This window comes from Kaistia sp. UC242_56 (assembly GCF_044452255.1).
In the GTDB taxonomy this organism is placed as follows: Bacteria; Pseudomonadota; Alphaproteobacteria; order Rhizobiales; family Kaistiaceae; genus Kaistia; species Kaistia defluvii_A.
In genome coordinates, this window is sequence record NZ_JBIOAN010000002.1 from 4,148,565 (window position 1) to 4,173,434 (window position 24,870).

At 65.3% G+C, this 24,870-nt stretch carries 22 protein-coding genes; 6 read left to right on the forward strand and 16 right to left on the reverse strand.

What is annotated here, in order from left to right; all coding sequences use genetic code 11:
• Positions 1-126: 126 nt before the first annotated feature.
• The 3 genes from ACHMWQ_RS22250 (at position 127) to ACHMWQ_RS22260 (ending at position 3,902) form a co-directional block, all read left to right on the forward strand.
• Positions 127-852 carry an FCD domain-containing protein gene (locus ACHMWQ_RS22250; RefSeq protein WP_396309141.1) on the forward strand — a complete coding sequence of 242 codons (726 nt, stop codon included), beginning with the start codon at positions 127-129 and terminating at the stop codon, positions 850-852.
• A 28-nt stretch (positions 853-880) separates the two neighbouring features.
• Positions 881-2,503 carry a GMC family oxidoreductase gene (locus ACHMWQ_RS22255; RefSeq protein WP_396309142.1) on the forward strand — a complete coding sequence of 541 codons (1,623 nt, stop codon included), beginning with the start codon at positions 881-883 and terminating at the stop codon, positions 2,501-2,503.
• A gap of 184 nt (positions 2,504-2,687) precedes the next feature.
• On the forward strand, positions 2,688-3,902 hold the full coding sequence (locus ACHMWQ_RS22260; protein WP_396309143.1) for a CaiB/BaiF CoA transferase family protein: 1,215 nt from the start codon (positions 2,688-2,690) through the stop codon (positions 3,900-3,902).
• Positions 3,903-3,969: 67 nt separating this feature from the next.
• Here the strand turns inward: ACHMWQ_RS22260 and ACHMWQ_RS22265 are convergent, their stop codons facing one another.
• From ACHMWQ_RS22265 to ACHMWQ_RS22300, 8 genes are all read right to left on the reverse strand, one after another.
• Positions 3,970-5,088, reverse strand: coding sequence for a LacI family DNA-binding transcriptional regulator (locus ACHMWQ_RS22265; protein ID WP_396309144.1), 1,119 nt, complete (start codon positions 5,086-5,088; stop codon positions 3,970-3,972).
• A 192-nt stretch (positions 5,089-5,280) separates the two neighbouring features.
• Positions 5,281-6,306, reverse strand: coding sequence for an ABC transporter permease (locus ACHMWQ_RS22270; RefSeq protein ID WP_396309145.1), 1,026 nt, complete (start codon positions 6,304-6,306; stop codon positions 5,281-5,283).
• Complete coding sequence (locus tag ACHMWQ_RS22275) at positions 6,306-7,328, reverse strand: ABC transporter permease (RefSeq protein WP_396309146.1); 1,023 nt, start codon at positions 7,326-7,328, stop codon at positions 6,306-6,308. The genes ACHMWQ_RS22270 and ACHMWQ_RS22275 overlap by 1 nt, the downstream gene beginning before the upstream one ends.
• A complete protein-coding gene (locus ACHMWQ_RS22280; RefSeq protein ID WP_396309147.1) occupies positions 7,325-8,854 on the reverse strand; it encodes a sugar ABC transporter ATP-binding protein in 1,530 nt (509 codons plus the stop codon). The genes ACHMWQ_RS22275 and ACHMWQ_RS22280 overlap by 4 nt, the downstream gene beginning before the upstream one ends.
• A 113-nt stretch (positions 8,855-8,967) precedes the next feature.
• Entirely contained in the window at positions 8,968-9,948 is a 981-nt protein-coding gene (locus tag ACHMWQ_RS22285) for an ABC transporter substrate-binding protein (protein WP_396309148.1), read from the reverse strand.
• An 89-nt stretch (positions 9,949-10,037) separates the two neighbouring features.
• Entirely contained in the window at positions 10,038-11,645 is a 1,608-nt protein-coding gene (locus ACHMWQ_RS22290; protein ID WP_396309149.1) for a choline dehydrogenase, read from the reverse strand.
• 73 nt (positions 11,646-11,718) lie between these two features.
• Positions 11,719-12,177: a MaoC/PaaZ C-terminal domain-containing protein gene (locus tag ACHMWQ_RS22295; RefSeq protein WP_354551026.1), complete on the reverse strand. Its 459-nt coding sequence runs from the start codon at positions 12,175-12,177 to the stop codon at positions 11,719-11,721.
• A 22-nt stretch (positions 12,178-12,199) separates the two neighbouring features.
• Positions 12,200-13,426, reverse strand: a complete 1,227-nt coding sequence (locus tag ACHMWQ_RS22300) for a CaiB/BaiF CoA transferase family protein (protein ID WP_396309150.1) — start codon at positions 13,424-13,426, stop codon at positions 12,200-12,202.
• Positions 13,427-13,850: 424 nt separating this feature from the next.
• Between ACHMWQ_RS22300 and ACHMWQ_RS22305 the strand changes: the two genes are divergently transcribed.
• The 3 genes from ACHMWQ_RS22305 to ACHMWQ_RS22315 are packed head-to-tail and all read left to right on the forward strand — an operon-like array spanning position 13,851 to position 17,507.
• A complete protein-coding gene (locus ACHMWQ_RS22305) occupies positions 13,851-14,282 on the forward strand; it encodes a MaoC family dehydratase (protein WP_396309151.1) in 432 nt (143 codons plus the stop codon).
• A 60-nt stretch (positions 14,283-14,342) separates the two neighbouring features.
• Positions 14,343-15,971 (forward strand): GMC family oxidoreductase, encoded by a 1,629-nt coding sequence (locus ACHMWQ_RS22310; protein ID WP_396309152.1) that lies wholly within the window; start codon positions 14,343-14,345, stop codon positions 15,969-15,971.
• A 54-nt stretch (positions 15,972-16,025) separates the two neighbouring features.
• Positions 16,026-17,507, forward strand: a complete 1,482-nt coding sequence (locus tag ACHMWQ_RS22315) for an aldehyde dehydrogenase family protein (protein WP_396309153.1) — start codon at positions 16,026-16,028, stop codon at positions 17,505-17,507.
• A gap of 153 nt (positions 17,508-17,660) precedes the next feature.
• Here the strand turns inward: ACHMWQ_RS22315 and ACHMWQ_RS22320 are convergent, their stop codons facing one another.
• The 8 genes from ACHMWQ_RS22320 to ACHMWQ_RS22355 all read right to left on the reverse strand — a co-directional run bounded on the left by ACHMWQ_RS22320 (position 17,661) and on the right by ACHMWQ_RS22355 (position 24,732).
• Complete coding sequence (locus ACHMWQ_RS22320; RefSeq protein ID WP_396309154.1) at positions 17,661-19,391, reverse strand: FAD-binding protein; 1,731 nt, start codon at positions 19,389-19,391, stop codon at positions 17,661-17,663.
• 280 nt (positions 19,392-19,671) lie between these two features.
• Positions 19,672-20,028, reverse strand: coding sequence for a hypothetical protein (locus ACHMWQ_RS22325; RefSeq protein WP_396309155.1), 357 nt, complete (start codon positions 20,026-20,028; stop codon positions 19,672-19,674).
• Between the two features lie 98 nt (positions 20,029-20,126).
• A complete protein-coding gene (locus tag ACHMWQ_RS22330; protein WP_396309156.1) occupies positions 20,127-20,465 on the reverse strand; it encodes a YciI family protein in 339 nt (112 codons plus the stop codon).
• 167 nt (positions 20,466-20,632) lie between these two features.
• Positions 20,633-21,241: an OmpA family protein gene (locus ACHMWQ_RS22335; protein ID WP_396309157.1), complete on the reverse strand. Its 609-nt coding sequence runs from the start codon at positions 21,239-21,241 to the stop codon at positions 20,633-20,635.
• Positions 21,242-21,246: 5 nt separating this feature from the next.
• Positions 21,247-21,681, reverse strand: coding sequence for a cysteine rich repeat-containing protein (locus ACHMWQ_RS22340; protein WP_396309158.1), 435 nt, complete (start codon positions 21,679-21,681; stop codon positions 21,247-21,249).
• A 370-nt stretch (positions 21,682-22,051) separates the two neighbouring features.
• On the reverse strand, positions 22,052-22,855 hold the full coding sequence (locus ACHMWQ_RS22345) for an amino acid ABC transporter ATP-binding protein (RefSeq protein WP_396309159.1): 804 nt from the start codon (positions 22,853-22,855) through the stop codon (positions 22,052-22,054).
• Positions 22,852-23,796 carry an amino acid ABC transporter permease gene (locus tag ACHMWQ_RS22350; RefSeq protein WP_354551038.1) on the reverse strand — a complete coding sequence of 315 codons (945 nt, stop codon included), beginning with the start codon at positions 23,794-23,796 and terminating at the stop codon, positions 22,852-22,854. Before ACHMWQ_RS22350 ends, ACHMWQ_RS22345 begins: the two co-directional genes overlap by 4 nt.
• Before the next feature lie 75 nt (positions 23,797-23,871).
• Entirely contained in the window at positions 23,872-24,732 is an 861-nt protein-coding gene (locus tag ACHMWQ_RS22355) for an ABC transporter substrate-binding protein (protein ID WP_396309160.1), read from the reverse strand.
• Between the last annotated feature and the right edge of the window lie 138 nt (positions 24,733-24,870).

Consider the following 24,870-nt stretch of genomic DNA (forward strand, 5'->3'; position numbering starts at 1 on the left):
TCGGTGGTTGACGCCAGCCGGCGCCAATCGCCCGATTTTTTGGTCGGTCCAGATGCACGCTATTGATCTTCGCGGGCGATTGGTGGATTGCTGCGGCAACGGACTTCGCAGGCCGGATGGAGACCCATGCTGAACGACCTGACGCTCGACGACATGCCGCCCCGCACCGGGGAGCACCGCGCCGCCGACATCGTCGTCGCGACGATCGAACAGGATATCGTTTCCGGCCTGCTGGAGAACGGCAGCCTCCTGCCACCGGAGCGGGACCTGATGGGTCGTTTCGGCATCAGCCGCACGGTGGTGCGCGAGGCGATCGCGACGCTGACCACCCGGGGCCTGCTCGAAAGCAAGCCGCGCCACCGGCCGGTCGTGCGCAAGCCCGGCTATGATGCGGCCTTCTCCGCCGTCGGCGGGGTGGTCAGCCACCTGCTGCGGCAGGATGGCGGCGTGAAGACCCTCTACGACGTGCGCATCTTTCTCGAGGCATCGCTGGTGCGGCACGCCGCCCTGCATGCGCGCAAGGAAGACATCGCCGCGCTCCGCGCCGCGCTCGAGCGCAACCACGCCGCGATCGACGATCCCGTGTTGTTCGACAATACCGACGTCGCCTTTCACGCTGTTTTCTACGGTATTTTGGGAAATCCGGTGTTCCCGGCCGTGCATCGGGCCTTCGTCACCTGGCTGTTCGAGCATTGGCAGAGCATGAGCCGCTCGCCGGAACAGAACCTGGTCTACTACGCCGGCCACAAGGCCATCTTCGACGCCATCATCGACCGGGATCCAGACGCCGCCGAAAAGGCGCTTCTCGCCCATCTGAGCGAGGCGTGGGAGACGGTCCGCGGCACGTTCTAATTCACGGATACCAGGGAGGATTTCGAGAGTGGCTCGGGAGGAGTTTGACTATATCGTCGTCGGAGGCGGGTCGGCCGGCTGCGTCGCCGCCGCGCAACTGGTCACCAAGGGCAATCACCGCGTCCTGCTGCTCGAGGCCGGGCATTCGCACCATCACCCCCTGCTCGACATGCCGCCTGGCATCTTCAAGATGATCAATGGCAGCAAGTACATGAAGTACCATACGACCGTGCCGCAGCCGCATCTCGATGGCCGCGAGCATGATATCCCGCAGGGCAATGTGCTCGGCGGCGGTTCGTCGGTGAATGCGCAGGTCTATATTCGCGGCCGTCCCTCCGATTACGACGAATGGGACCAGATCCTGCGCGGCAACAATGACGGAGCCGACTGGAGCTGGAACGCGGTGCTGCAGCATTTCCGCGGCATGGAAGGCAACAACAGGCTGAACAACGACGCCCATGGCGCCGACGGCCCGCTGCTCGTCTCCGACCCCGGCCATGTCAACGAACTGTCGCGCTGGTTCGTCCAGACGGTGCAGGCGCTGCGCGAGCCGTTCAATCCCGACTTCAACGGTCCATCGCAGCGCGGCGTCGGCTTCTACCAGTTCATGAACCGGGCCGGAAAGCGCAGCAGCGCCGCCTATGCCTTCGTCGAGCCGCTGAAGAACGATCCGCGCCTGACCGTCCGGCTGCATGCCGAGGTCTCGCGCATCCTGATCGAGAACGGCGCCGCCGTCGGCGTCCAGTATCGCATCGGCGAGACCGAGCACACGGCCTATGCCAAGGGCGAGGTGATCGTCAGCTCCGGCGCGCTGGTCAGCCCCAAGCTGCTGATGCTCTCCGGCATCGGGCCGGCGGCCCATCTGGCCGAGCACGGCATCGAGTGCAAGGTGGACCTGCCGGGCGTCGGCGCCAATCTGATCGACCATCCGGAAGTGCCGATCACCGGCACGACCAATGGCAAGTTCGGCTATTTCAACCAGGGCAATGGCTGGCGGATGCTGAAGAACGGCATCCAGTTCAAGCTGTTCGGCAGCGGCCCAATCACCACGGCCGGCGTCGAGGCCGGCGCCTTCGTCAACCCGCTCGATCCCGACGCGCCGCCCACCATCCAGGCCTTCTGCGTGCCGATCGTCTATCTCGACCGCGACACGCGCAAGTCGATGAAGGACACCTATGGCGTCACCATCACCACCGTGGTGGTCAAGCCGAAGTCGCGCGGCTACGTCAAGCTGCGCTCGGCCGACCCCTCCGCCATGCCGCTCGTCTCGCCGAATCTGCTCAAGGACGAGGACGACATGCGCCAGATGGTGGCCGGACAGCGCTTCTTCCTGCGCGCTTTCCACACCGAGCCACTCGCCCGCCGGATCGAGCGCGTTGCCCTGCCCGCCCAGCCTGATCCGGACGAGGAGGCGCTGCGGACCCATTGCCGGCGCTTCGTGAAGACCAACTATCACCCGGCCGGCACCTGCAAGATGGGCGCGGATGGCGACCCGATGGCGGTGCTCGATTCCCGCATGCGCGTGCGCGGCGTCGAACGGCTGCGGGTCTGCGACATGTCGGCGGTGCCGAACATCAACGCCGGCAACACCAATGCGCCGGCGATGATGCTGGGCGACCGCTGCGCCGACTTCATCCTCAATCCGCGCTAAGCAGCGCGGCCGGCCAGCCCCCTCTCCCGCCCGCGGGAGGGGGATAGCCCTGGCCCTATCTTCCGACAGTTTGTCTTCACGAACCTCGAAACATAGCAAGCAAGGCACTTCTCGATTGACCGCGGCCGATAAATAATGAAAGCGTTTTCAGAGACACTGCTCCTGGCTCAGAGAATGCTCCCCAATGCTGCTTAACGGAATCCGCATCATCAGCTTCTGCCATTTCCTGCAGGGCCCGGCGGGCGCGCAATATCTGGCCGACATGGGCGCCGACGTGATCAAGGTCGAGCCGATCGACGGCGCGCATGAACGGCGCTGGTCGGGAGCCGATGTCTTTGTCGAGGGCATTAGCGGATTCTATCTCTGCGCCAATCGCAACAAGCGCTCGATCGGCATCGATCTGAAGAGCGAGGCAGGCCGCGAGGTCGCGCGCCGCCTGATCGCCGGCGCCGACGTGGTGATGGAGAATTTTCGCCCCGGCGTGTTCAGCAAGCTCGGCTTCAGCGAGGCGGAGCTGCGGGCGATCAATCCCAAGCTGATCTTTGCCTCCGCTTCCGGCTTCGGCTCCACGGGCCCGATGGCGCAGAAGCCGGGCCAGGACATATTGGTGCAGGCCCGGTCGGGGCTGATCAGCGTCACCGGAACGCCCAATGGCGGGCCGACGCCCGTCGGCGCCGCCATCGTCGACCAGCATGGTGGCGCGCTGCTGGCGATCGGCATTCTGGGTGCGCTCGTCCGCCGCCTGCGCGAGGGCGTCGGCACCCGCGTCGAGGCGAGCCTGCTGAACGCCGGCCTCGACCTGCAGGGCGAGGCGCTGGTCAATTTCTTTGCCGGCGGCATGACCCGCGACATCCTCCAGCGCGAGTCAAACCTCGCCACCTGGTTCCACGCCGCGCCCTATGGCGTCTACCCGACCACGGACGGGCATGTCGTGATCTCGCTCTGCGACGCTAGCGTGCTGGCCGAGGCACTGGACTGCGACGCGCTGCGCGAAATCGCCGGCGTCGACCGCTATCGCGAACGCGACGAATATGCCCGGCGGCTTTGCGCCGCGACGGCGCCTTTCTCGCGGGACGAACTGGGCGAACGGCTCGATTCCCATGCCATCTGGTGGGCGCCGATCCACTTCTACGACGATCTCCTCAGCGATCCGCAGATCCAGCATGCCGAAGTCTTCCGCGAAGTGACGGTGCGCGGCCGGACGGTGCATCTCGTCAACCACCCCAATCGCTATGATGGCGCCGTGCCGGAACTGCGCGTGCTGGCGCTGGAGATCGGCGAGCACACGCACGAGATCATGGGGGAACTGGGCTACGACGCGGCCGAGATAGACCGCCTCGTCGCTGCCCGCGCCGTGGCGGCGTCCCGGCAACCGCAGGCTCTCGCCGAAGCGGTCTAGGAAGGACGGCTGCGGGACGATTCGCTACCTGGCGCGGAGAGCGTACGTCCAGAGACGAGCGTCAACCTCAGGCGACTGCGGCGCGGGAGCGGCGCTTGCGCAGAACCGGCGCCGCGACGGGACCGGTCGAGCCGCGAATGACCAGGGCCGCTTCCAGTTGCGTGCTCATGGGGATCGGTTCGCCTTCGATGAGGCTGATCAGGTGGTCAGCCGCCAGCGTGCCGATCTCGGCCGCGGGAACGCGCACTGTCGTCAGCGGCGGATCGGTCTCGCCGGCGATCTCGACATCGTCGAAGCCGGTAATCGAAATATCCTCGGGAACGCGAATGCCCTCGCGACGTGCCTCGGCCAAGGCGCCGACCGCCATGGCGTCGGTGGTGCAGAGGAAGGCGGTGACGCCGGGATGGGCGGCGCGAAGCTGGCGGAAGGCCTCGCGACCGGCGACGATCGTGGGCTGCGCGGCTTCGAAGATCCGGTCCGGCGGTAGGCGAATGCCCTCCTCCGCAATCGCCTCAAGGATGCCGTCGAGGCGCGCCTGCGAACGGTCGTTCGGCATCCCGGTATTGGCGATGACAGCGAATTCGCGGTGGCCGAGCTCCAGCAGATAGCGCGTCATGCCATAGGTGGCCCGCCGGTTCTGGATGCCGATCGCCGGAATGCCCTGGCGCGACGTGCACACATAGGTGGTAACCAGCGGCCGCCGGTGATGGCGGATCAGCGGCAGGGCGTCGGGGGCGAAGGAATCGCCGACGAGAACCAGCCCGTCGACGCCATATTCCAGCATGGAGCGGATCTGCCGGAATTCGCGCGCCGGATCATATTGCGAATGGGCGAGGATCAGCGTGTAGCCGCGCGCGCCCAATCCCACCTCGAGCGCCTCGACGCCATCGGCGAAGATGGCGTTGCCCAACGTCGGCACCACGGCGCCAACCGTATGGCTGCGGCCGGAGCTCAGTGCCTTGGCCATGCGATCCGGCGAATAGGCCAGCATCTCGACGGCGCGCAGCACCCGCTCGCGAATCGCCGGCCGTACGATGTCCGGCTGGTTGATCGCGCGGGAGGCGGTGGCGAGCGACACCTTCGCCAGGCTGGCCACGTCCTCGAGCTTGGCGCGCACCGCCCCGGGGGCCGGCGGTTCCGCCTGCTTCTGGGAGGGTGACGCAGCTTTCTTGTCGGGTCTATCCATGCCGGAACTCTGAAGCAGAAGCCCGAACGTCGCAAGCGACGCGCCGGGTTCGGCGGAACGGGATGGGTGCGCCGCCTCACCCGGGATCCGGCACGGTCCCCGTTCGGGAGGAAACCGGCCCTATCGAACCCCGTGTGGAGCCGGGCGTTGCGGCCCGGCGCCGGAAGATCCGGGGACGGGCCGCAAGCTCGTTCAGGCGGTCGCGGCGGAGCGGGTGAGCCGGCTCTGCAGGATCACCACCACGAACAGGAAGGCGCCGCGCAGGACCGACTGCCAGTAGGCGCTGAGGCTGATCCAGCCCATGCCGTTCTCGAAGTTGAGCACGGTGAACAGGATGCCGAGCAGCAGCGTTCCGACCAGGGTGGCGCCGACCGAGCCCTTGCCGCCGGTGAGGAGCGTGCCGCCCACCACCACCGAGGCGATGGCAAACAGTTCCCAGCCCACGCCTTCGATCGGCTGGCCGGCGCCGAACTGGGCCGCCAGGATGACGCCCGCCATGCCGGCCAGGAAGCCGGACATGACATAGACCAGGAAGATCGTGCGGTCGGTGGGCAGGCCCATCAGGCGCGAGGCTTCCTCGCCGCCGCCAACCGCCAGCACATGGCGGCCGAAGGCGGTGCGGTTCAGAATCAGCGAACCCAGCAGATAGGCGAAGACCGCGATCCAGGCCGGGATCGGGAAGCCCAGGAAGATGCGGATGACCGCGCCGAGGAAGCCGGCATCCTCGCCATTGACCCATTCGGGCGCATAGAGGGCGAAGTCACCCTGGCCGAGCGCCATGAAATTGGTGTCGTAGGAGGCGGGAACCGATTGCTGGTTGGAAATCAGCAGGGCGACGCCGGAGGCGGCGAGCATCGTCGCCAGTGTGGCGATGAACGGCAGAATTTTCATCTTGGAGATGATGAAGCCGTTGATGGTGCCGGCGGCAAGACCCGCCGCCAGTCCGCCGAGCAGACCGGGGATCAGGCCATAGGGGCTGAGATACGCGGCGACGACGCTGGAAAGGGCCGCGACGGACCCGACCGACAGGTCGATGCCGCCCGTCATGATGACGAAGCACATGCCGAGCCCGACCAGCGCGAACATCGAGTTGTAACGCAGCACCGTGAGGATGTTGTACTCGCTGATGAAGCCATCATAGCGCCAGGCGCCGAAGCCGATGATCAGCAGGAGTGCGAGAAGGGCGCCGAAGCCGGCGGAGGCGTGAAGACGAGGCATTACGCGCGATCCTGCCTTTGGAGCCAGACGGCGAGCACGATCAGTCCGGCCTTGACCACGAGGGCCGCCGCGTCGGGAACGCCATTGGCGAGTAGGGTGTAGCGAACAAGCTGGATGATCAGCGCGCCAAGCAGCGTGCCGATGATGGTCGCCCGGCCGCCGCTGAGCAGGGTGCCGCCGACCGCGACCGCCGCGATCACGTCGAGCTCGATGCCCATGCCGATGAGGTTGGCGTCGGCGGCCGAGTTCATCGCGATGACGATCAGGCCGGCGATGCCGCTGCAGACGCCCGAGATGACATAGACCATGCGCTTGACGCGACGCACCGGAATGCCGGCGAGGCGGGCTGCCTGCTCATTGCCGCCGACCGCAAGCACCTGCCGGCCGAACACCGTACGTTGCAGCGCCCATGCTGCGGCCAGCACCAGCGCCAGCATGATCCAGACCTGGAAGGGCACGCCAAAGACGCGGCCGATCGCGATCTGCTGGAATTCCGGCACCTTGAAGACTTGCAGGTCGCCATTGGTCCAGACCTGAGCGATGCCGCGACCGGCGATGTAGAGGATCAGCGTCGCGATGATCGGCTGTACGCGGAAACTCGACACCAGCCAGCCGTTGAACAGGCCAAAGAAGCCGGCGATCGTGATCGACAGAACGATGGCGAGCGCAATGCCGACATAGAGATTGGGCACCGGGAACAGCATGCCCTGGAAGACCTGCGGCGCGAAGGCGCCAGCGATCGCCATGATCGAGCCGACCGAGAGGTCGATGCCACCGGTGGCGATGACCATGGTCATGCCGACGCCGACAATGACGATCACGCAGACCTGGGTGAGATTCACCGACAGCGTCTGCATGGTGGCGAAGTGCGGCGTGAAGATGAAGTTGAAGATCAACAGCGCGATCAGCGCCGCGATCGTGCCGATATGGCGGCGCGACAGCAGGGAGGCGATGCCGCCGCGCGGCGGCGAGCCGACGCTTCCCGGCACCGGCGAAGGCGCATTCTGGGTCGTGGAACTCATGCGACTTCTCCATGCGCGTGGGCCATGGCATCCATGACCGCGGGTTCGGTGATGGCCTCGCCATCGAATTCGGCGGTCATCTTGCCGTCCCGCAACACGAAGACCCGGTCCGAGCCCTCGACGATTTCCTCGATTTCGGACGAAATCATCAGCACCCCGAGCCCATCATCCGCGAGCTTGCGGATCAGGCGCTGGATCTCGGCCTTGGCGCCGACATCGATGCCGCGCGTCGGTTCGTCCAGGATCAGCAATTTCGGGTTCATGCAGAGCCAGCGCGCCAGCAGGACCTTCTGCTGGTTGCCGCCGGAGAGTTCGCGGATCTTCTGCTCGGGGCTCGAGCACTTGATACCGATCTCCTTGATGAAGCGCAGCACGATCTCGCGCTGCCGCGTCTCGTCGACGATGCCGGCGCGCGACAGAGCGGGCAGGAGCGCCAGCGTCAGGTTCTCGCGAACCGACATGCCGGGGATGATGCCCTCATGCTTGCGATCCTCGGAGCAGAAGCCGATGCCGGCCTTGATGGCGTCGGCGGGGGCGGTGAATTCGGTCTCCTTGCCCTGCAGGCGGATGCTGCCCTTCTCGTGCGGATCGGCGCCAAAGATGGCGCGTGCCGTCTCGGTGCGGCCGGCGCCGAGCAAACCGGCCAGGCCGACGATCTCGCCACGACGGACGGATAGGCTCGCGTCGCTCACGCGGCGGCCGACGGCCAGATCCTGCACGGCAAGCAGTTCCTCGCCGATCGCGCGCGTTCCCTCGGTGAAGGCGGTCGCGCCGGCACGGCGAACCTCGGCGAGGTCGCGACCGAGCATGGTGGCGACGAGCTGCAGCTTGCTCATGTCGGCCATGGTCGAGACGGCGACGGTGCGCCCATCGCGCATGACGGTGACGCGGTCGCAGACGGCATAGAGCTCGTCGAGCTTGTGGCTGACGAAGACGACCGCGACGCGCTTGGCCTTCAACCGGCGAATGGTCTCGAACAGGACGCCGACTTCGGTCTCGTCGAGCGAGGAAGTCGGTTCGTCCATGATGACCAGGCGCGCATCGAACGAAACGGCGCGGGCGATGGCGACCATCTGCTGGATCGCGGTGGAGAATTCGCCCAGCGGCCGGCGGACGTCGACATCGATGTCGAACTCGGCCAGCAGCTTCCGGGCACCCGCCTGCATCGCCCGAAGGTCGAGCAGGCCCAGCCGCGTCTTGATCTCGCGTCCGAGATAGATGTTCTCGGTCACGGAGCGGAAGGGAATGAGATTGATTTCCTGGAAGATCGTCGAGATGCCGCCGCGCTGCGCCATTTCAGGCGACGTCGCGGCCCAGGGCGCGCCGTTGACCGTGATGGTGCCCGCGTCCTTGCGGCTGAAGCCGTTCAGGACCTTGATCATCGTGGACTTGCCGGCACCATTCTGGCCGATCAGGGCCATGACCTCGCCTTCGCGCACTTCCAGCGAAGCGTCGATCAGGGCAGGAATATTGCCGAAGGACTTGTTGATGCCTTGCATCGACAGAAAAGGTTCTGCGGTAGCCATGGGCGACTCTGTCTCGAAGCTGACGACAGCCGAAACCGATCCGGCTACGGCTGTCGCGAGGAATGATCGAAGCTGAAGCAAAGCGGGCGCCCGAGGGCGCCCGCTGGCAAGGCTTAGTAAGCCTCGGGCAGGTAGGCCGCGATGTTTTCCTTGGTGAAAACGCGGTCCTTGTTGACCAGGCGCGGCGCGACGGCCTCGCCCTTGCCATACTTGACCACGGCGTCGAAGGCAGCCGGACCGAAGTTCGGGTTGCACTCGACCACGACGACCATCTTGCCGTCCATGAGCGCCTGCGCAGCGTCCTTGGTGCCGTCGATCGAAGCGATAATCAGGTCCTTGCCCGGGACCTTGCCGGCCGCTTCCATGGCAGCGATGGCACCCATCGACATTTCGTCATTGTGCGAATAGAGCGCCGTTGCCTCGGGATGCGCCTGGTAGAGCGTCTCGAAGACCTGGCGGCCCTTGTCGCGGGCGAAATCGCCGGACTGGGATGCGATGACCTGCATGCCCGGATGGTCCTTGATGTAATCGGCGAAGCCCTTGGCGCGGTCATTGGCCGGCGAGGAGCCGACGGTGCCGACCAGCTCGATGATCTTGGCCTTGCCGTCCACGGCCTTGACCAGTGCCTCGGCGGCCAGACGGCCTTCCTCGACGAAGTCGGAGCCGATGAAGGCAACGTAGTCTTCGCCGCCCTTGGCGAGGCTCGGATCCACGCCACGGTCGATCAGGAAGAGCGGGATACCGGCCTTCTTGGCTTCCATGACGGCGGGGATCAGCGGGCGCTCTTCGCGCGGGGCGAGCAGGATGACGTCGACCTTCTGGGCGATCATGGAGCGAACGTCAGCAACCTGCTTGGCGGCCGAGCCGGCGGCGTCGGTATAAACCAGCTGCCAGCCGCGCTTCTTGGCTTCGTCCTGCATGCTCTTGGTCTGCTGCAGGCGCCAGGGATTGTTGCTCTCGGTCTGGGCGAAGCCGATCTTGTAGGTGTCCTTTTCCTTCAGCTTCGGCATGTTGGCATAGGCCGGGCGCAGGCCAAAGGCACCCAGAGCGGCGCCACCGGCGGCGATCTGCAGCAACGAACGACGATTGATCATATTAACTTCCTCCCTCGGACCATGTTGAGCGGGGTCCGAAATCCGCGCTTATCAATCCGGGGCTTTCTGCCAAAAGCCCCCTCCCCTAGTCAGGCCACGCCAGCGGCGTAGGCCTCACGTCCGCCGAGTATCATGTCTGCCCCTTTTTCGGCGATCATGATCGTCGCGGCGTTCGTATTCGCACTCACCATCTTCGGCATGATCGACGCATCGATCACGCGAAGCCCACCCAGCCCCCGCACCCGCAGCGCCGCATCCACGACCGCCATCGGATCGGCGCCCATCTTGCAGGTGCCGACCGGATGATACTGCGTATGGGCGGATCGACGGACATACTCGTCGATCTGGGCATCCGTCTTTACATCGGGTCCGGGTGAAACTTCAATTCCACGATACGGATCAAACGCCTTTTGCGCCAACACGTCACGACAGATTTTCACGCCTTCCCGGAGAACACGCACATCTTCTTCAGCTGCCAAATAATTTGGATCGATTTCAGGATGCCGGGTGGGGTCGTTCGATCGGATCAGGACGGTGCCCACGCTCTCCGGTCGCTGCACATTGATCAGCGGCTGATAGCCATGCGACTTGTGCAAGGTGCGGCCATGCTCGCCATACATGATCATGATGAAGTGGTACTGGATGTCCGGCGCAACCAGATCGGGCCGTGACTTCACGAAGCCGACCGCCTGGATGCCCGGATGCGCGATCGGGCCGTCCCGCGTCAGCGCGTAGCGCACCAGGGACTTGGCGATGTTGACCGGCTTCAACTCCTTCAGCAGCGAGATGGGCTGGGTGCATTCCTGCTGGATTTCGGTGGCCACGTGGTCGGACAGATTCTGCCCGACGCCCGGCAGGTCATGCACGGCGCGGATGCCGACCGAACGCAGATGGTCGCCGTCGCCGACACCGGAAAGCTGCAGAAGCTGCGGCGAGTTGATGGCGCCGCCGGCGAGGATCACCTCGGCATCGGCGCGGATGACCTCCGTCCGGCCCTTGCGCACATATTCGACGCCGACGGCGCGCCCGCCCTCGATCAGCACGCGCGAGGCCAGCGCATGGGTGATGACGCGGAGGTTCGGCCGCGTCAGCGCCGGCCGCAGATAGCAATAGGCCGTGCTGGCGCGTCGCCCCTTGGTGATGGTGCTGTCGAGCGGGCCGAAGCCTTCCTGGCTCGAGGCGTTCACGTCGGGATTGCGCGGATAGCCGGCCTGGACGCCCGCCTCCAGCCAGGCGCGTGCCAGCGGATGAAACTCCTGCACTCGCGAGGTATGCAGCGGCCCGCCGCTCCCATGAAACTCGTCCTCGCCCAGTTCCCAGTTCTCGGCGCGCTTGAAATAGGGCAGCACGTCCGAATAGGACCAGCCGCGATTGCCCATCTGCGCCCAGCCGTCATAGTCGGAGGCGTGGCCGCGGATATAGACCATGCCATTGACCGAACTGCTTCCGCCCAGCACCTTGCCGCGCGGCCATTGGAACGTGCGGCCGTTGCAGTGCTTCTGCGGCACAGTCTGGTAACCCCAGTCGACCGCGCCCGACAGCATCAGCTGCCGGTAGCCGGCCGGCATATGGATGAACGGACTGCGATCGGGCCCGCCGGCCTCGAGCAGAACGACATTGATGGCGGGGTCTGCGCTCAAACGGTTGGCCAGGACACAGCCCGCCGAACCGGCGCCGACGATCACATAGTCGGTCATTGTCTCTTCCCTCACGCCTCCGCGACCGCCGCTGCAAACCAGGGGGGTCGCGTCTTGGAACTGGTGAACGAGGCTAGGCGGCCTCGGTCTCGGCCACTTCGTTCTTGACCCACTTCAGAAGATGCTCGCCGACCGCGACCAGCACGCCCTTCTGGTTGTGCACCTCGACCTGGGAGCGCGTCCGCCGGCGCTCCTCGTCGACTTCCTTGATGGTGTAGGTGACGTTGACCGTGTCGCCGAAGAAAACCGGCGCCAGGAAGCGCACGCGGTCGTAGCCGAGCGACACCGGGGTGGAGTCGATCCCCTGCGACAGGCTGCGCTCGATCATCAGCGTCGAGGCAGTCGACATGAAGCCGATCGTCAGCGCGCCATGGGCGATGCGCTGCCCATAGATCGACTTCTTCATGAACTCGTCATTGACGTGGTTGCCGGAGAAATCGCCGGTGATGCCGGCATAGAGATAGACATCGGCCTCGCCGACGGTCTTGGAGAAACGAACGGCGTCGCCGATCTCTGCATGCATGGACTTCATGGTGATGGCCTATCCTTTGGGATCATTGCGCCGCGACGAGCGACGGGGCGGTCTCGTGAGCCGGTTCGCCGCCCACCACGCCGCCTTGGAAAAGGGCCTTGACGCCCGCCTCGTCATAGCCGAGCTCGGCCAGGATCTCGGCAGTCTGGGCGCCTAGCTTCTGGGGCGGCAGCCGGACACCTGGCGCTTCCCCGTCATAGCGGACCGGATGAGTCACCAGGGTGATCGGCGAGCCGGTCGCCCCCGGCACGGTGACAAAATTGCCGTTGTGGACCACCTGCGGGTCCTCGGCGAGATGGGTGTAGTCGTTGACTTCGGAGTGCCAGATGCCGCGTTCGGCCAGGATGACGCTCCATTCCGCCGTGCTGCGCTTCTTCAGCGCCCTGGCGATGCCGGCCGCCGCTTCCTGCCGCCGCTCATAGGCCTGGCTGTTGGGGATGCGCTCCGCCTCGGGAATCTCGATCGCCTCGGAAATCGCCTCGAGGGTCCCGAGCGAAATCGCGATGAAGCTGTCTTGGGTGGAATAGATTCCGTAGGGGGCGCCGTAGTACCAGCCCGAGAGACGGCCGGTCTGGCGCACATCGTCGTCGCGCGCCCCATTGAGGAAGCAGACCAGCGATTCCATCTGTAGATCGAGCGCGGCGCTGAGCAGGCTGACATCGACGCGGCCGCCCTCCCCGGAACGCTCGCGCCGCAGCAGTGCCGCCAGAATGCCGGCCGCGAACAGCGCGGCGCCATGGTGATCCACCACGGAAACGCCGACGGCGCGCGGTCCATCGTCCTGCGTTCCCGTGATCGCGGCGAGACCCGACATTGCTTGGACGATCAGATCCTGGCCGGGGCGCTTGGCATAGGGGCCATCCGGTCCAAAGCCGGACGCGGCCGCATAGATGATGCCCGGATTGACCTTGCGGATATCCTCGAAGCCGAGGCCGAGCTTGGCCATGACGCCGGGACGGTAGTTCTCCGCCACGACATCGGCGCTCTCGACGAGCTTCTTGGCCACCGCCAGCCCTTCCGGGCTCTTCAGGTCCAGCGCCAGGCTGCGCTTGTTCCGGTTGCCGGTCAGCTGGAGCATGGTCTGGCCGTCCAGGAAGCGGTTGGCGCCGCCCCATTTGCGCTGGAACGCGCCCTCCACGGGCTCGATCGCAATGACGTCAGCCCCGAGATCCGCCAGGAACTGGATTCCGACCGGCCCCATCAGGAAATGGTTGAAACTGACGATCCGGATACCCTCGAGATGGCGCACGGCCCCTCCAATGAAACGAGTTCTGAAAGCGATTTCATTCAGGCTTATCGCATGTTTCACGGCTTGGCAATGGGGCCGTGCGAGCGTCCTGTTCGGTGGGAACCGGAGCGACACTCCCTAAATTCTCCACGTATCGCCTCATATTCTTGGCGATCGGCAGGGCCGACCGCGAAATGATGCCGCCGAAAGACACCCATTGCACGGCGCTCCAAAAGGCTATAGCATTCAGAAATGTAAGCGTTTTCATTCTCGCTTCAGGAGAATGAAACAGGAGCGACTTTCTTGCCATGCGAGGCGGCGCTGCCGGCATCGCGGCGATCCATCCCCTTGAAGCGGCTCGCTGTTCCGGCCGCACGGGGATTACCGACTAGCCCGGACTGTCCCTTGTGCGGACCGGCAATGCAGTGCCCGGAGGATACCAAGCGTGACGGATTTCTATCTGAATGTGGGTGACTCGGTGACGCTGGAGCGCGAAGTCAGCGAAGCGGTCGTCAACGCCTTCGCGGAGGTCAGCGGCGACCATTCGCCCAACCATGTCGACGAAGCCGCCATGTCGGGCTCGGCCTATGAAGGCCGCATCGCCCACGGCGCGCTGATCATCGCCTTCATGTCGACCTGTTCCACGATGATCGTCGAGCGGGTGCCGGATGTCCGCGCCACCGAGACCCCGGTTTCGCTCGGCTACGACCGGATCCGCTTCCTGAAGCCCGTTTTTATCGGCGACACCGTGCGGCTGCGCTATGCCGTCCGCGAAATCGACACCGAGCGCCGCCGGGCCCGTTCCGAAATCTCCGTCACCAACCAGAACGACGAGACCGTCTGCATCGGCGAACACATCCTGAAATGGGTGAGCTGACCAGCTGCCCGGGCGCCAACGCCGCACCGGGCAAATCAGAGAAAATATGGGAGGACAGCCATGTATGATTTCATCGTCGTGGGAGGCGGATCCGCTGGCTCCGCGCTCGCAACCCGACTGTCGGAAGATCCCGACGCCAAGGTGCTTCTGCTGGAGGCGGGCCCGCGCGACTGGAACCCGTACATCCATATGCCGGTCGGCTTCTACAAGACGACAAAGGGACCGCTGACCTGGCGCTACGAGTTGGCGCCGCAGCAGCACCAGGGCGGCATCACCCCGCTCTATCCGCAGGCCCGCGTTCTGGGCGGCGGCTCATCGATCAACGCCCAGGTCTATATTCGCGGCAATGCCGAGGACTATGACAACTGGGAAGAGATGGGCTGTCCCGGCTGGGCCTATCGCGACGTGCTGCCCTATTTCCGGCGCGCCGAGAGCAACGAGAAATATTCAGCACCCTATCACGGCATTGACGGCCCGCTCAGCGTCGTCGACCAGCGCCATCCGCACAAGCTCAGCAAGGCGTTTGTCCAGGCCTGCCAGGAATACGGCATGCCCTATAATGCCGACTTCAACGGCGCGACCCAGCCCGGCACCGGTCTCTACCAGACCACCAACCGCGACGGCCGCCGCTGCAGCGCCGCCGTGGCCTATCTGCGCTCGGCCAGCAACCGTCCCAACCTGACGGTCCGCACAGGCGTGCTGGCGAAGCGCATTGTCATCGAGAACAACCGCGCCGTCGGCGTCGAGCTGATCAAGGGCAACGGCACGGTGATCGAGCGCGCCTCGCGCGAGGTGATCGTTTCGGCCGGCGCGATCGGCTCGCCCAAGCTGCTTATGCTCTCGGGCGTCGGCCCCTCGGCGCATCTGAAGAGCCACGGCATCCGCACGCTGGTCGATCTTCCCGGCGTTGGCGAGAACCTGCACGACCATCTCGACGTGTTCATGATGTACAACGTCAAGAACGTCGACAGCTACGACGTCTACAAGAAGGCGACCCGGAAGATCATGCCGGCGATCCAGTATGCGCTGTTCCGCAATGGTCCGATCGCCGGGACGATCGTCGAGGGCGGCGCCTTCTGCAAGAGCGATCCGAGCCTGGACGCGCCGGATCTGCAGTACCATTTCCTGCCCGGCACCGGCGTCGAGGAAGTCAACGACACCGACGCCACCATCACCGGCAACGGCTGCACGCTGAACGGCTACTTCATGCATCCGCGCGCACGTGGCGCCGTGACGCTGCGCAGCAGCGATCCGCGTGTGGCGCCCTCGATCGACCCGAATTTCCTCGGCGATCCCTACGACGTCGAGCGCACGATCGATTGTGTCAAGGTCGGCCAGGAGATCATGGCGCAGCCCGCCATGTCCCGCTTCGCCACCGACGAATTCATGCCGGGCCCGAAGTGCCGCAGCCGGGCCGAATACGAGGCCTATATCCGTGAGCGTGCGCGGTCCGGCTATCACCCGGTCGGCACCTGCAAAATGGGCCAGGACGAGATGGCCGTGGTCGACACCGAGTTGCGGGTGCGCGGCGTGGACGGCCTTCGGGTCGCGGACGCTTCGATCATGCCGCGCCTGGTCTCGGGCAATACCAACGCCCCCAGCATCATGATCGGCGAGCGCGCCTCGGATTTCATTCGCGGCAATCGCGTCGGTCTCGGCAACGCCGCATCGCTCCAGCGGGCTGGCTGAACCAGAATCCGCTTTGAACACTGTATGAACCGTTTGCATCGAAGGAATGACGTCATGAACCACATCTTCACGACACGCGATTACGCCCACCATCTGGCCGGTGAAGGCACCGGCGTGGGCCCGATGATCGAGCGCGTTTCGCCCGGCTCCGGCCGTCTGGTCGCCCGCTTTCAACAGGGCACGGCCGAGGACGCCGCCGCGGCGATCGCCCAGGCCCGCGACGCCTTCGACAACGGCCCGTGGCCGAATAAGACCGGCATGGAGCGGGCCGCCGTGCTGCGCCGCTGGGCTGATCTGATCGAGGAGAATGTCGAGCGCCTCGCCCGCATCGAGGTAGACGAAGCCGGCAAGCCGATCCGCCAGGCGCGCGGCGATCTCGGCAATGTCGTCTCGCTGACCCACTTCGCCGCCGGCCTCGCCATGCAGGTCCACGGCGAGACCTACTCCAATCTCGGCCCGCAAAAGGCCGGCTGGATCCACCGCGAGCCGGTCGGCGTCGTCGGCATGATCATCCCGTGGAATTTCCCGGCGCTGATCTTCGCCCAGAAGGTGCCGTTCGCGCTGGCCGCCGGTTGCACCGTCGTGGTCAAGCCGTCCGAATTCACCTCCGGCACGGCGCTGGAACTGGCGCGCCTCGGCACGCTGGCCGGCATCCCCGAAGGCGTGCTGTCGGTCGTGACCGGTTATGGCGACCCGGTCGGCGAAGCCCTGGTGAAGAGCCCGGACGTCGATTTCGTCTCCTTCACCGGCTCGACCGCGATCGGCCGCCGCATCCTCGCCAACTCGGCCGAGACGCTGAAGCGCGTTTCGCTCGAACTCGGCGGCAAATCGGCCAACATCGTCTTCGCCGATGCCGATCTCGAGGACGCCATCGACGGCTCGCTCTACGGCATCTTCTATAATCAGGGCGAATGCTGCTGCTCGGCCACGCGGCTTCTGGTCGACGAGACGATCGCCGACGATTTCGTCGCCCGTCTCGTGGCCCGCGCGAAGTCGCTCAAGCTCGGCGACATCCATGCCGATGATTCCGATGTCGGCGCGATGATCAGCGACAAGCATTTCGAAAAGGTCTGCTCCTATCTGAGCAAGGGCAAGGCCGAGGGCGCCAGCGTGCTTTTGGGCGGCGAAGCCGCCAATCAGGACGCCGGCCTGTTTGTCCAGCCGACGATCTTCGACCATGTCACGCCTGACATGACGATCTTCCGCGAGGAGATCTTCGGGCCGGTGCTGTCGATCATCCGCTTCAAGGATCAGGACGAGGCCGTGCGCCTGGCCAATGACACGATCTATGGTCTGGCGAGTTCGCTCTGGACCAAGAATTTCGACACCGCGCATCAGATCACGCCGAAGCTGCGCAGCGGCTCGGTCTGGATCAACACGACCATCGACGGTTCGCCGCAGATGCCGTTTGGCGGGTACAAGGCGTCCGGCTTCGGCCGCGAAATGGGCCAGGCCGGCCTCGACGAGTTCACCAACGTCAAGACGGTGTTCGCCCATCTCGGCAAGCGCGAGCCCTACTACACCGCCAAGGGCTGAAGGCGGAGCGCGACGCTCTCCTTCCGATCAAGTCTGGCCCAATAAGAATGACGGGCGCTGCGATCCCTCGCAGCGCCCGTTTCCATTTGCTCCTAAGGGCCAAGGCCGGCCAAACCGGGCTCGCACGCGCCGCGCGCGAGCCCGAAATGCGGTTCAGAGATCGCCCAGCCGGGCGCGGAAGAAGCCGTCCTCGGCATGGCGGTCGAGCAGGATGTTGTGCTCGAAGGCCGGATCCCGCTCGGGGAAGTCCTCGCGATAATGGCTGCCGCGGCTTTCGGGGCGAGCCAGGGCCGCCAGCGCCATCAGCTCGCCGACCGCGATCAGGTTTTCGAGCTCCAGCGCCTGCACGGTCTCGGCCGGCGTATCGATCCGCGCCTCGGTCTCCAGGCTCTCCCGGATCTCGGCGCATTCGGCGCGGAAGGCCTGGAGACCCGCCTCGTCGCGCAGGATCAGCAGATGGCGGTTGGCGGCGTTCTGCAGCCTGGCCCGTAGCTCGGGCAGTTCGCGCTTCGAGGCGCCGTTCGCCCCCTCGAGCAGGGCGGCATGCCCATCGAGCGGATCGGCCAGCGGACGATGATCGATCTCGCGCGCCCGCGCCGCCGCCGCCCTGCCGGCCCGGCCGCCGAACACCTGGCAGGTCACGGACATGTTGCCGCCCAGCCGGTCGGCGCCATGCGGCCCCGCCGCCACTTCGCCGGCAGCGAACAGGCCCTTGATGTTGGACTGGGCGTCCCCATCGATCCGCAAGCCGCCATTGATCGCATGCGCCGAGCAGGTGATCTCGACCTTGTCCTTGCGCAGGTCCGTGCCGCGCTCCTTGTACCAGTCATAGGTCAGCGGCCACATCTTGGCGACGCTGCGGCTTTGATCGGCCAGGATGGCGTCGAGATCGTCATGGATGAAATCGAGCAGCAATCCGCCCTTGTCGGTACCGCGCCCTTCGTTGATTGCCTTCTGGATCGAGATTTCGATGAAGCGGGAGATGTCGCTGGAGCTGAACGGGAAATGCCGCTGCTTCTCGTGGATCACCGCATCGAGGGTCAGCCCCTCGGGCAGGTAGTCGGTGATGAAGGGCTTGCCGTCCCGATCGGTCAGGTTGGGGCGCGCATCCCAGAGATAGTTGCCGAACAGGTTCACGAAGGGATCGATGATCGAGACGCCGGCCTGCATGAACTCCATGTTGACCAGATGCGCCCCCGCGCGATGCGCCATGGCATAGCCGTCGCCGGTGATATCGGACGGGTAGAGGTTGGTGCGGAAGAGCTGACTGGCACCGCCGGTGGTCAGGATCGTCGCCTTGGCGCGGATGACGACCAGTTTCCCCTCGGCATCCACCGCGACCGCGCCCAGGCACTCGCCGTCGCGCACGATCAGGTCCTTGATCATCAGCCGGTCGAGCGCCGAGAGACCGCGTCGCGTCGCCTCGCTGCCCAGCGCCTTCACGATCGGCTTGAAGTGATCCTTGATCACATGCGAACGCGGCTTCGACGAGAAGCAGGCCTTGAACGTCAGGTAAGGTTCGCCCGCCTCGGGGCCGACGCGCTCGAAGGGAACGCCGTAGCCTTCCAGATAGCGCAGCGCATCTTCCGCCTCCTCGGCGAGGATCGCCGACAGGCGCGGATCCGACATGCCCTGCCCGGCGGTCAGGATGTCGTCCAGGAACACCTCGGGACTGTCTTCCGCGTCACCGGCGCCGTCCGGCACATTGAACGCGCCGACCTCGGCCACGGAGTGGAAGGTCGCGCCGCTGCGCCGAAATTCGCCCTTGATGGCGACGGTGACCTCGGCGCCGCCCTCCTGGGCCTCGAGCGCTGCCCGCAACGCGGCGCCGCCGCTGCCGATGACGAGCACGTCCGTCGTGATTTCCCTGAGTTCGCTTGGCATCCCGATCCTTTCGCGGCCGGCCGATTCCCATCGCCAGCCGGCATCTCCCAGCAAGACCAGCGCCTCCCTTCGCAATGAAAGCGCTTTCATTGACAATGGATATCGGACTACGAGACCTGAGGCAATCTAGGAATGGCGGGCGATAGGCAGCGGAAAGAGCGCTTTCAGCGCCAACCGAACGTCGACATGTTCTGCACGTTGGCGACGCTGGGTCGCTCGACGCCCGGCTGGCGGCCCAGTTCAAGGGCTCGGCCTCCAGCATGCGTGAAAATTGGGTTCGCTACGCGCCCTTCTTGCGACGCTTCTTGGCGGTCTCGGGCAGCGGCAGGGTCGCCGCCTTGGACTTCACGCGCTTCGGCGGCGAAACCTTCGCAACCTCGGCCTCGTCATTCTCGCCGGATCCGTCATCCGGCGATTCATCGAGCCGATGCTGCAGCGCCAGGGCGTAGATGACATCGAGCACGGCCCGATCCTTCAGCGTCGGTTCGCTCAGGGCGTGAAACGCGGCGCGAACGATCTTCCCGGTCTTCGCCTTGGGATAATGGCTGCGGACCCGGTCGAACAGCTGGCGGCTGGTCAAGCCCTCCGCCGCGCCTTTCACCAGGACCTCTTCGAGGTCGCTCTTCGATACCGGCATCTCTCGCACTCCGAGGCGGGTTGGACATGCACTATCTTAGCCGCCCAACCTGACGTCCTTTGTGACACAGCGTCAATGCCGCGGATGTTTCGAAGCCGTCAGTGAAAGGCTCGCACTTCCACCGGTACGCGGCACGCGATCGCGGCCTTCCGGCCCCATTCCAGCGCTTCCTCGGGCGTGCCGACTTCCAGGATCCAGAAGCCGCCGACATGCTCCTTCGCCTCGATATAGGGCCCGTCGGTGACGTGGACCTCGCCATTGGGCTGCGGCCGCAGCGAGCGTGCGCTGGCGGCTGATTGCAGTCCGCCCGCGAACAGCCGGACGCCGGCCGCCTTCATCTCGACGTTGAGCGCCTGAATGTCGCGGATGGTGGCTTCCGACTCCATGGAGGGGTCGAAATCGTCGGGGTGGTGGATGGCGACGAGATATTGTGTCATCGGCGGTCCTGTCACGGTCCTCGGCCGGGCGTCCTGCCCTGCCCTCGCCGGAACGACGGACCACCCACCCCGGATTCGACACGGCGCCGGGAGATTTTGCGCCGGCGTCACGCGTCGGCGCAAAAGGGAGGCCGCGTCTTGCGACGCGACCTCTGCTATCCGGCGGCCTACTTGCCGGGCAGATACTTGCCGATATTGATCAGCTGGACGCGCCGATTGATCGGGTTCTTCGGATTCTTCACGTCTTCCAACGCCTCCTCGCCGAGACCGACCGCCTCGACGCGGGCGGGGTCGACGCTGAAGGTCGTCGTCAGCGCTTCCACCACGGCGTCGGCGCGGGCCTGGCTCAGCGCCAGATTGTCCTTGCGGTTGCCGGTCGTGTCGGTGTTGCCGGTGACGACGAACTTGTATCCGCCCAGAATGGGGTGATGCAGCGCATCGGCGATCGAGCCGATGGTCGAATAGGATTCCGGCCGGATGATCGCCGAATTCAGCGCAAACTGGATCTGCACGTCGATCTGCGCGAGGTTATCCAGCAGTTCCAGGGGCTTCCAGGTGATCGGCATGCCCGGATTGTCGATCATGTGCTGCTGCACGGCCTGGCGGATGAGCGCGGCCGAGAGACCTGGAGGGGCGGCCCGCGCCGCGCTGCCCATGGTCTGGACGATCTGGTCGCCGCTCAGCGCCGTCTGCGCGCCGGCGGAGGTGAGCCCGCCGGCAAGCATGCCGACGACAGCGAGCGAAAGAAGCGATGTATTGCGGATCGATCTCGACATGACGCTCAATTCCAGCCAGCGTTGGTGATGGCGGTGGTGCAGCGCTTGCTGACAACCTTCTTGGCGGCGTTCAGGCAGTTGAGGTAATGCGCGTTGCCGGGCGCCGTGCCCTGGCAGAACTGCGTCGCGTCACCGCGGCACGCCTTGGTCACCGCAGCCTGCGCCGCAAGGCGCTCGTTCAGCGACGCCACCACGATCTTGTAGTCGGCGATGCATTGCGGATTGATCTGGGCCGCCCGCTCCTGCAGGCAGTCCTTGAGCGCCCCGCCGCCGAGATTGACCTTGGGACAGTATTTTTCGATGTCCTTGCCGCAGCTCTTGGCGAGCAAGGCGCCGGCTTCCGAATAGCTGATCGTCTGCGCCGAGACGGATCCCGCCAGGCCCATCAGGAGCCCCGCTGCCAGCCCCGCCCCGAGCAGCCTTCGACTTGAAATACGCATCGTTTCATTCCCCCGCTAACCGTCGTTACGGCCCCGGGGTGAACGCCCGACGCGACCGCCGACATTTCAAATTCGTCCATCTGGATCTTCGGCGAATGCCCCGCCCGCAGGGGCCGCGTGGATCTGCCCTCCCACGCATGCCATCCTGCAACTACCTTGGCGGACCGAAAGACTCCAACCGTCGCCAGGAAAAGGCCGCGCTTCCGAAGTCGGAAGACGTGCAATTCCTCAACGACATGCACGTCATTTACGCACAGATTCGCCGAACGCCGAGATAAATTTGCATGACAGCGCCAAAGCGGGCGCGAGCGCTGGCGGCGCGAAGCCCCAGCGCGATGCGTGCCGCCGGAGGGAGTGGAGGAAAGCCGCGCTACAGCACGCGCGAGAGGAATTCGCGAGTGCGTGCCGATTGCGGGTTGGCGATGACCTCGCGCGGTTCGCCGCGTTCGACGATGACGCCCTCATCCATGAAGATCAGGTCGTCGCCGACTTCGCGGGCGAAGCCGATCTCGTGCGTCACCACGACCATCGTCATGCCGCTTTCGGCAAGGTCGCGCATCACCTGCAGCACCTCGCCGACCAGTTCCGGGTCGAGGGCCGAGGTTGGCTCGTCGAACAGCAGCACCTTGGGGTTCATGGCAAGCGCGCGGGCGATCGCGACGCGCTGCTGCTGGCCGCCGGACAGTTCCCGCGGATAGCGACCGGCCTTGTCGGAGAGGCCGACGCGCGCCAGCAGGACCTCGGCGCTGGCCTTGGCCTCGGCGACGGGCATTCCGCGCACGCGGGTCGGCGCCTCGATCAGGTTCTCCATCACCGTCATGTGCGAGAACAGGTTGAACGACTGGAACACCATGCCGATATCGGCGCGGCGCTTGCAGAGCAGGCTGTCCTTCACCTCGTAGAGCTTGCCGTCGCGAAGATCGTAGCCGACGAACTCGCCATCGACGAGCAACACGCCGCCGGTCAGTTGCTCGAGGTGGTTGATGCAGCGCAAGAAGGTGCTCTTGCCCGAGCCGGATGGCCCGATGATGCAGGCGACCGAACCCTTGGGCACGGCCAGGTCGATGCCCTTCAGGACATCGAGCGAGCCATAGGACTTGCGGACGGAGCGCGCGAAGACCATCGCATCCGCCGGCACGCCGAAGCGCGCACGGCTTTCCCCCTGAGACGTCATGGCTGGACACTCCCCTTGCGAGAACCAAGCATCGATTGCAGCAGCCGGATCAGCGGGTTCTCCTGGCGGCGGTCGCTGCGGCCGTAATAGCGCTCGAGGAAGTGCTGCCCGATCGACATCACCGTGACCACGAACAGGTACCAGAACGCCACTACGATCAGCAGCGGGATGGTCTCGAAGGTGCGGGCATAGATGCTCTGCGCGGTATAGAACAGGTCGTCGACGGCGATGAAGGTGACGAGCGACGTCATCTTCAGCAGGCTGATCGCCTCGTTGCCGGTCGGCGGCACGATGAAGCGCATCGCCTGCGGCAGGATGATCCGGCGCAGGATCTGCCGGTAGGACATGCCGAGGCCGCTCGCCGCCTCGAACTGGCCATGCGGCACCGACTTGATGCCGGCGCGGATGATCTCGGCCAGATAGCCCGCCTCGCAGAGCGACAGCGCGACGACGGCCGAGACGAAGGGCGTCATGAAGTCGTTGGTATTGACCGAAAAGACCGTGCCGATGCCCGGGATCGACAGCGACGCCGTGCGGAACAGCAGCGACAGGTTGAACCAGAAGATCAGCTGGATCAGCGCCGGAACGCCGCGGAAGAACCAGACATAGGCGCTGGCGAAGGTCTGCAGCACCGCGCTCGGCGACACGCGCATGATAGCGATGATCGTGCCGATCACGATGGCCGCCGCCATGATCACGACCGTCAGCAGCAGCGTCTTGCCGAGGCCGCGCATGATCGACGGATGGAACAGGTAGTTGGCAGCCGTTCCCCAATCGAAGGCGGGATTGGTCGCGAACGCCTTGCCGATGAAGAAGGCGAACAGCATCGCGATCGCGATGCCGATCCAGATGCCATAGCGCCGGCGCGGCACCACGACCAGTTCTTCAACGGGTAGATCCAATGGAAGCCCGGTAGTGTTTTTCGGCTCAACCAGGCTCATCCGCACGGTTCCTCGAAGCTTTGGGGGTGTCGATGGGAGCGGCGCCGGACGCCGTGACGCCCGGCGCCGACAAACTCAGTCCTTGCGGACCTTGTCCATGCTGTCGACCAAATAGGGTTCCCGGATGGCGTATTTGCCCATGCCGTACTTGTCGAGAATCTTCTGGTAGGTGCCGTTCTTGAACAGCTCCAAAAGCGCCTCGATCATCATCGTCTGGGTGGCAGCGTCGCCCTTGGCGACCGCCATGCCGAGCGGCGCGACGTCATAGAGCTCCGGCAGCACGACCAGCTTGCCCTTGCTCGTCACCTCGAAATAGCTGGACGCGGTGGCGTCGTCGAGGCGCGCATCGATGCGGCCGGACAGAACCGCCTGGATGATGTCGGTCGAGGCGTTGAAGACCGACTTCTGGATCGGCGGCAGGTTGGCGGCCTTGCATTCGGCATCCAGCTTGTCGACGAGGAAGTCGGAAGCGGTGCCGGCCGAGACGCCGACGCGCTTGCCGCAAAGCGGATGGTCGCCAGTGAAGGAGGCGACCAGGTCCGGCGCCGTCGACGCGGCCACGCCGGCCTTCAGGAACATGACGAAATCGACCTGCTTCAGGCGATCCTCATTGGCCGAGAAGGTCTCCCAGGCGATCTTGAAACGGCCGGCGGAAAGGCCGGGGATCATCGAGGGAAAGGGCGTGCGCTGGATGTCGAGCTTAGCGCCGACCAGCTTGGCGACCTCGCCGGCCAGTTCGATGATGATGCCCGTCTGCTGGCCATCGGCATCGAGATATTCGAACGGCGCGAAGTCGAGCGTGTTGGCGATCGCCAGCGTGCCCGTCTGGGCCACCTCGGGCGACTTGGCGATCTCGGCCGACGCCGGTCCCGCGGACCAGGCCGCCAGACCCAGCGCAAGTCCCAGCCCTGCCATCGGCTTCAGATATCGGTTCATAATCATCTCCTCTCGATCTCTCCTGGAAGTCCGTTGTCTCGTCCCCACCCAACCGGTGGGGCTTCCCCGCAATCCAGCCCGCACTCTTCGGGGCGGGTTTGGATTTCGAAAACTCGTCAATCTGGATGCCGACCCGCG

Excerpts from the sequence above, each read along its gene's own strand:
- ACHMWQ_RS22265 (WP_396309144.1), bottom strand. The coding sequence starts at position 5,088 with ATGGATAGACCCGACAAGAAAGCTGCGTCACCCTCCCAGAAGCAGGCG.
- ACHMWQ_RS22345 (WP_396309159.1), bottom strand. The coding sequence starts at position 22,855 with ATGACGTCTCAGGGGGAAAGCCGTGCGCGCTTCGGCGTGCCGGCGGAT.
- ACHMWQ_RS22350 (WP_354551038.1), bottom strand. The coding sequence starts at position 23,796 with ATGAGCCTGGTTGAGCCGAAAAACACTACCGGGCTTCCATTGGATCTA.
- ACHMWQ_RS22315 (WP_396309153.1), top strand. The coding sequence starts at position 16,026 with ATGAACCACATCTTCACGACACGCGATTACGCCCACCATCTGGCCGGT.
- ACHMWQ_RS22330 (WP_396309156.1), bottom strand. The coding sequence starts at position 20,465 with ATGACACAATATCTCGTCGCCATCCACCACCCCGACGATTTCGACCCC.
- ACHMWQ_RS22280 (WP_396309147.1), bottom strand. The coding sequence starts at position 8,854 with ATGGCTACCGCAGAACCTTTTCTGTCGATGCAAGGCATCAACAAGTCC.
- ACHMWQ_RS22320 (WP_396309154.1), bottom strand. The coding sequence starts at position 19,391 with ATGCCAAGCGAACTCAGGGAAATCACGACGGACGTGCTCGTCATCGGC.
- ACHMWQ_RS22325 (WP_396309155.1), bottom strand. The coding sequence starts at position 20,028 with ATGCCGGTATCGAAGAGCGACCTCGAAGAGGTCCTGGTGAAAGGCGCG.
- ACHMWQ_RS22275 (WP_396309146.1), bottom strand. The coding sequence starts at position 7,328 with ATGAGTTCCACGACCCAGAATGCGCCTTCGCCGGTGCCGGGAAGCGTC.
- ACHMWQ_RS22260 (WP_396309143.1), top strand. The coding sequence starts at position 2,688 with ATGCTGCTTAACGGAATCCGCATCATCAGCTTCTGCCATTTCCTGCAG.
- ACHMWQ_RS22355 (WP_396309160.1), bottom strand. The coding sequence starts at position 24,732 with ATGAACCGATATCTGAAGCCGATGGCAGGGCTGGGACTTGCGCTGGGT.
- ACHMWQ_RS22295 (WP_354551026.1), bottom strand. The coding sequence starts at position 12,177 with ATGAAGTCCATGCATGCAGAGATCGGCGACGCCGTTCGTTTCTCCAAG.
- ACHMWQ_RS22340 (WP_396309158.1), bottom strand. The coding sequence starts at position 21,681 with ATGCGTATTTCAAGTCGAAGGCTGCTCGGGGCGGGGCTGGCAGCGGGG.
- ACHMWQ_RS22335 (WP_396309157.1), bottom strand. The coding sequence starts at position 21,241 with ATGTCGAGATCGATCCGCAATACATCGCTTCTTTCGCTCGCTGTCGTC.
- ACHMWQ_RS22290 (WP_396309149.1), bottom strand. The coding sequence starts at position 11,645 with ATGACCGACTATGTGATCGTCGGCGCCGGTTCGGCGGGCTGTGTCCTG.
- ACHMWQ_RS22250 (WP_396309141.1), top strand. The coding sequence starts at position 127 with ATGCTGAACGACCTGACGCTCGACGACATGCCGCCCCGCACCGGGGAG.
- ACHMWQ_RS22270 (WP_396309145.1), bottom strand. The coding sequence starts at position 6,306 with ATGCCTCGTCTTCACGCCTCCGCCGGCTTCGGCGCCCTTCTCGCACTC.
- ACHMWQ_RS22285 (WP_396309148.1), bottom strand. The coding sequence starts at position 9,948 with ATGATCAATCGTCGTTCGTTGCTGCAGATCGCCGCCGGTGGCGCCGCT.
- ACHMWQ_RS22310 (WP_396309152.1), top strand. The coding sequence starts at position 14,343 with ATGTATGATTTCATCGTCGTGGGAGGCGGATCCGCTGGCTCCGCGCTC.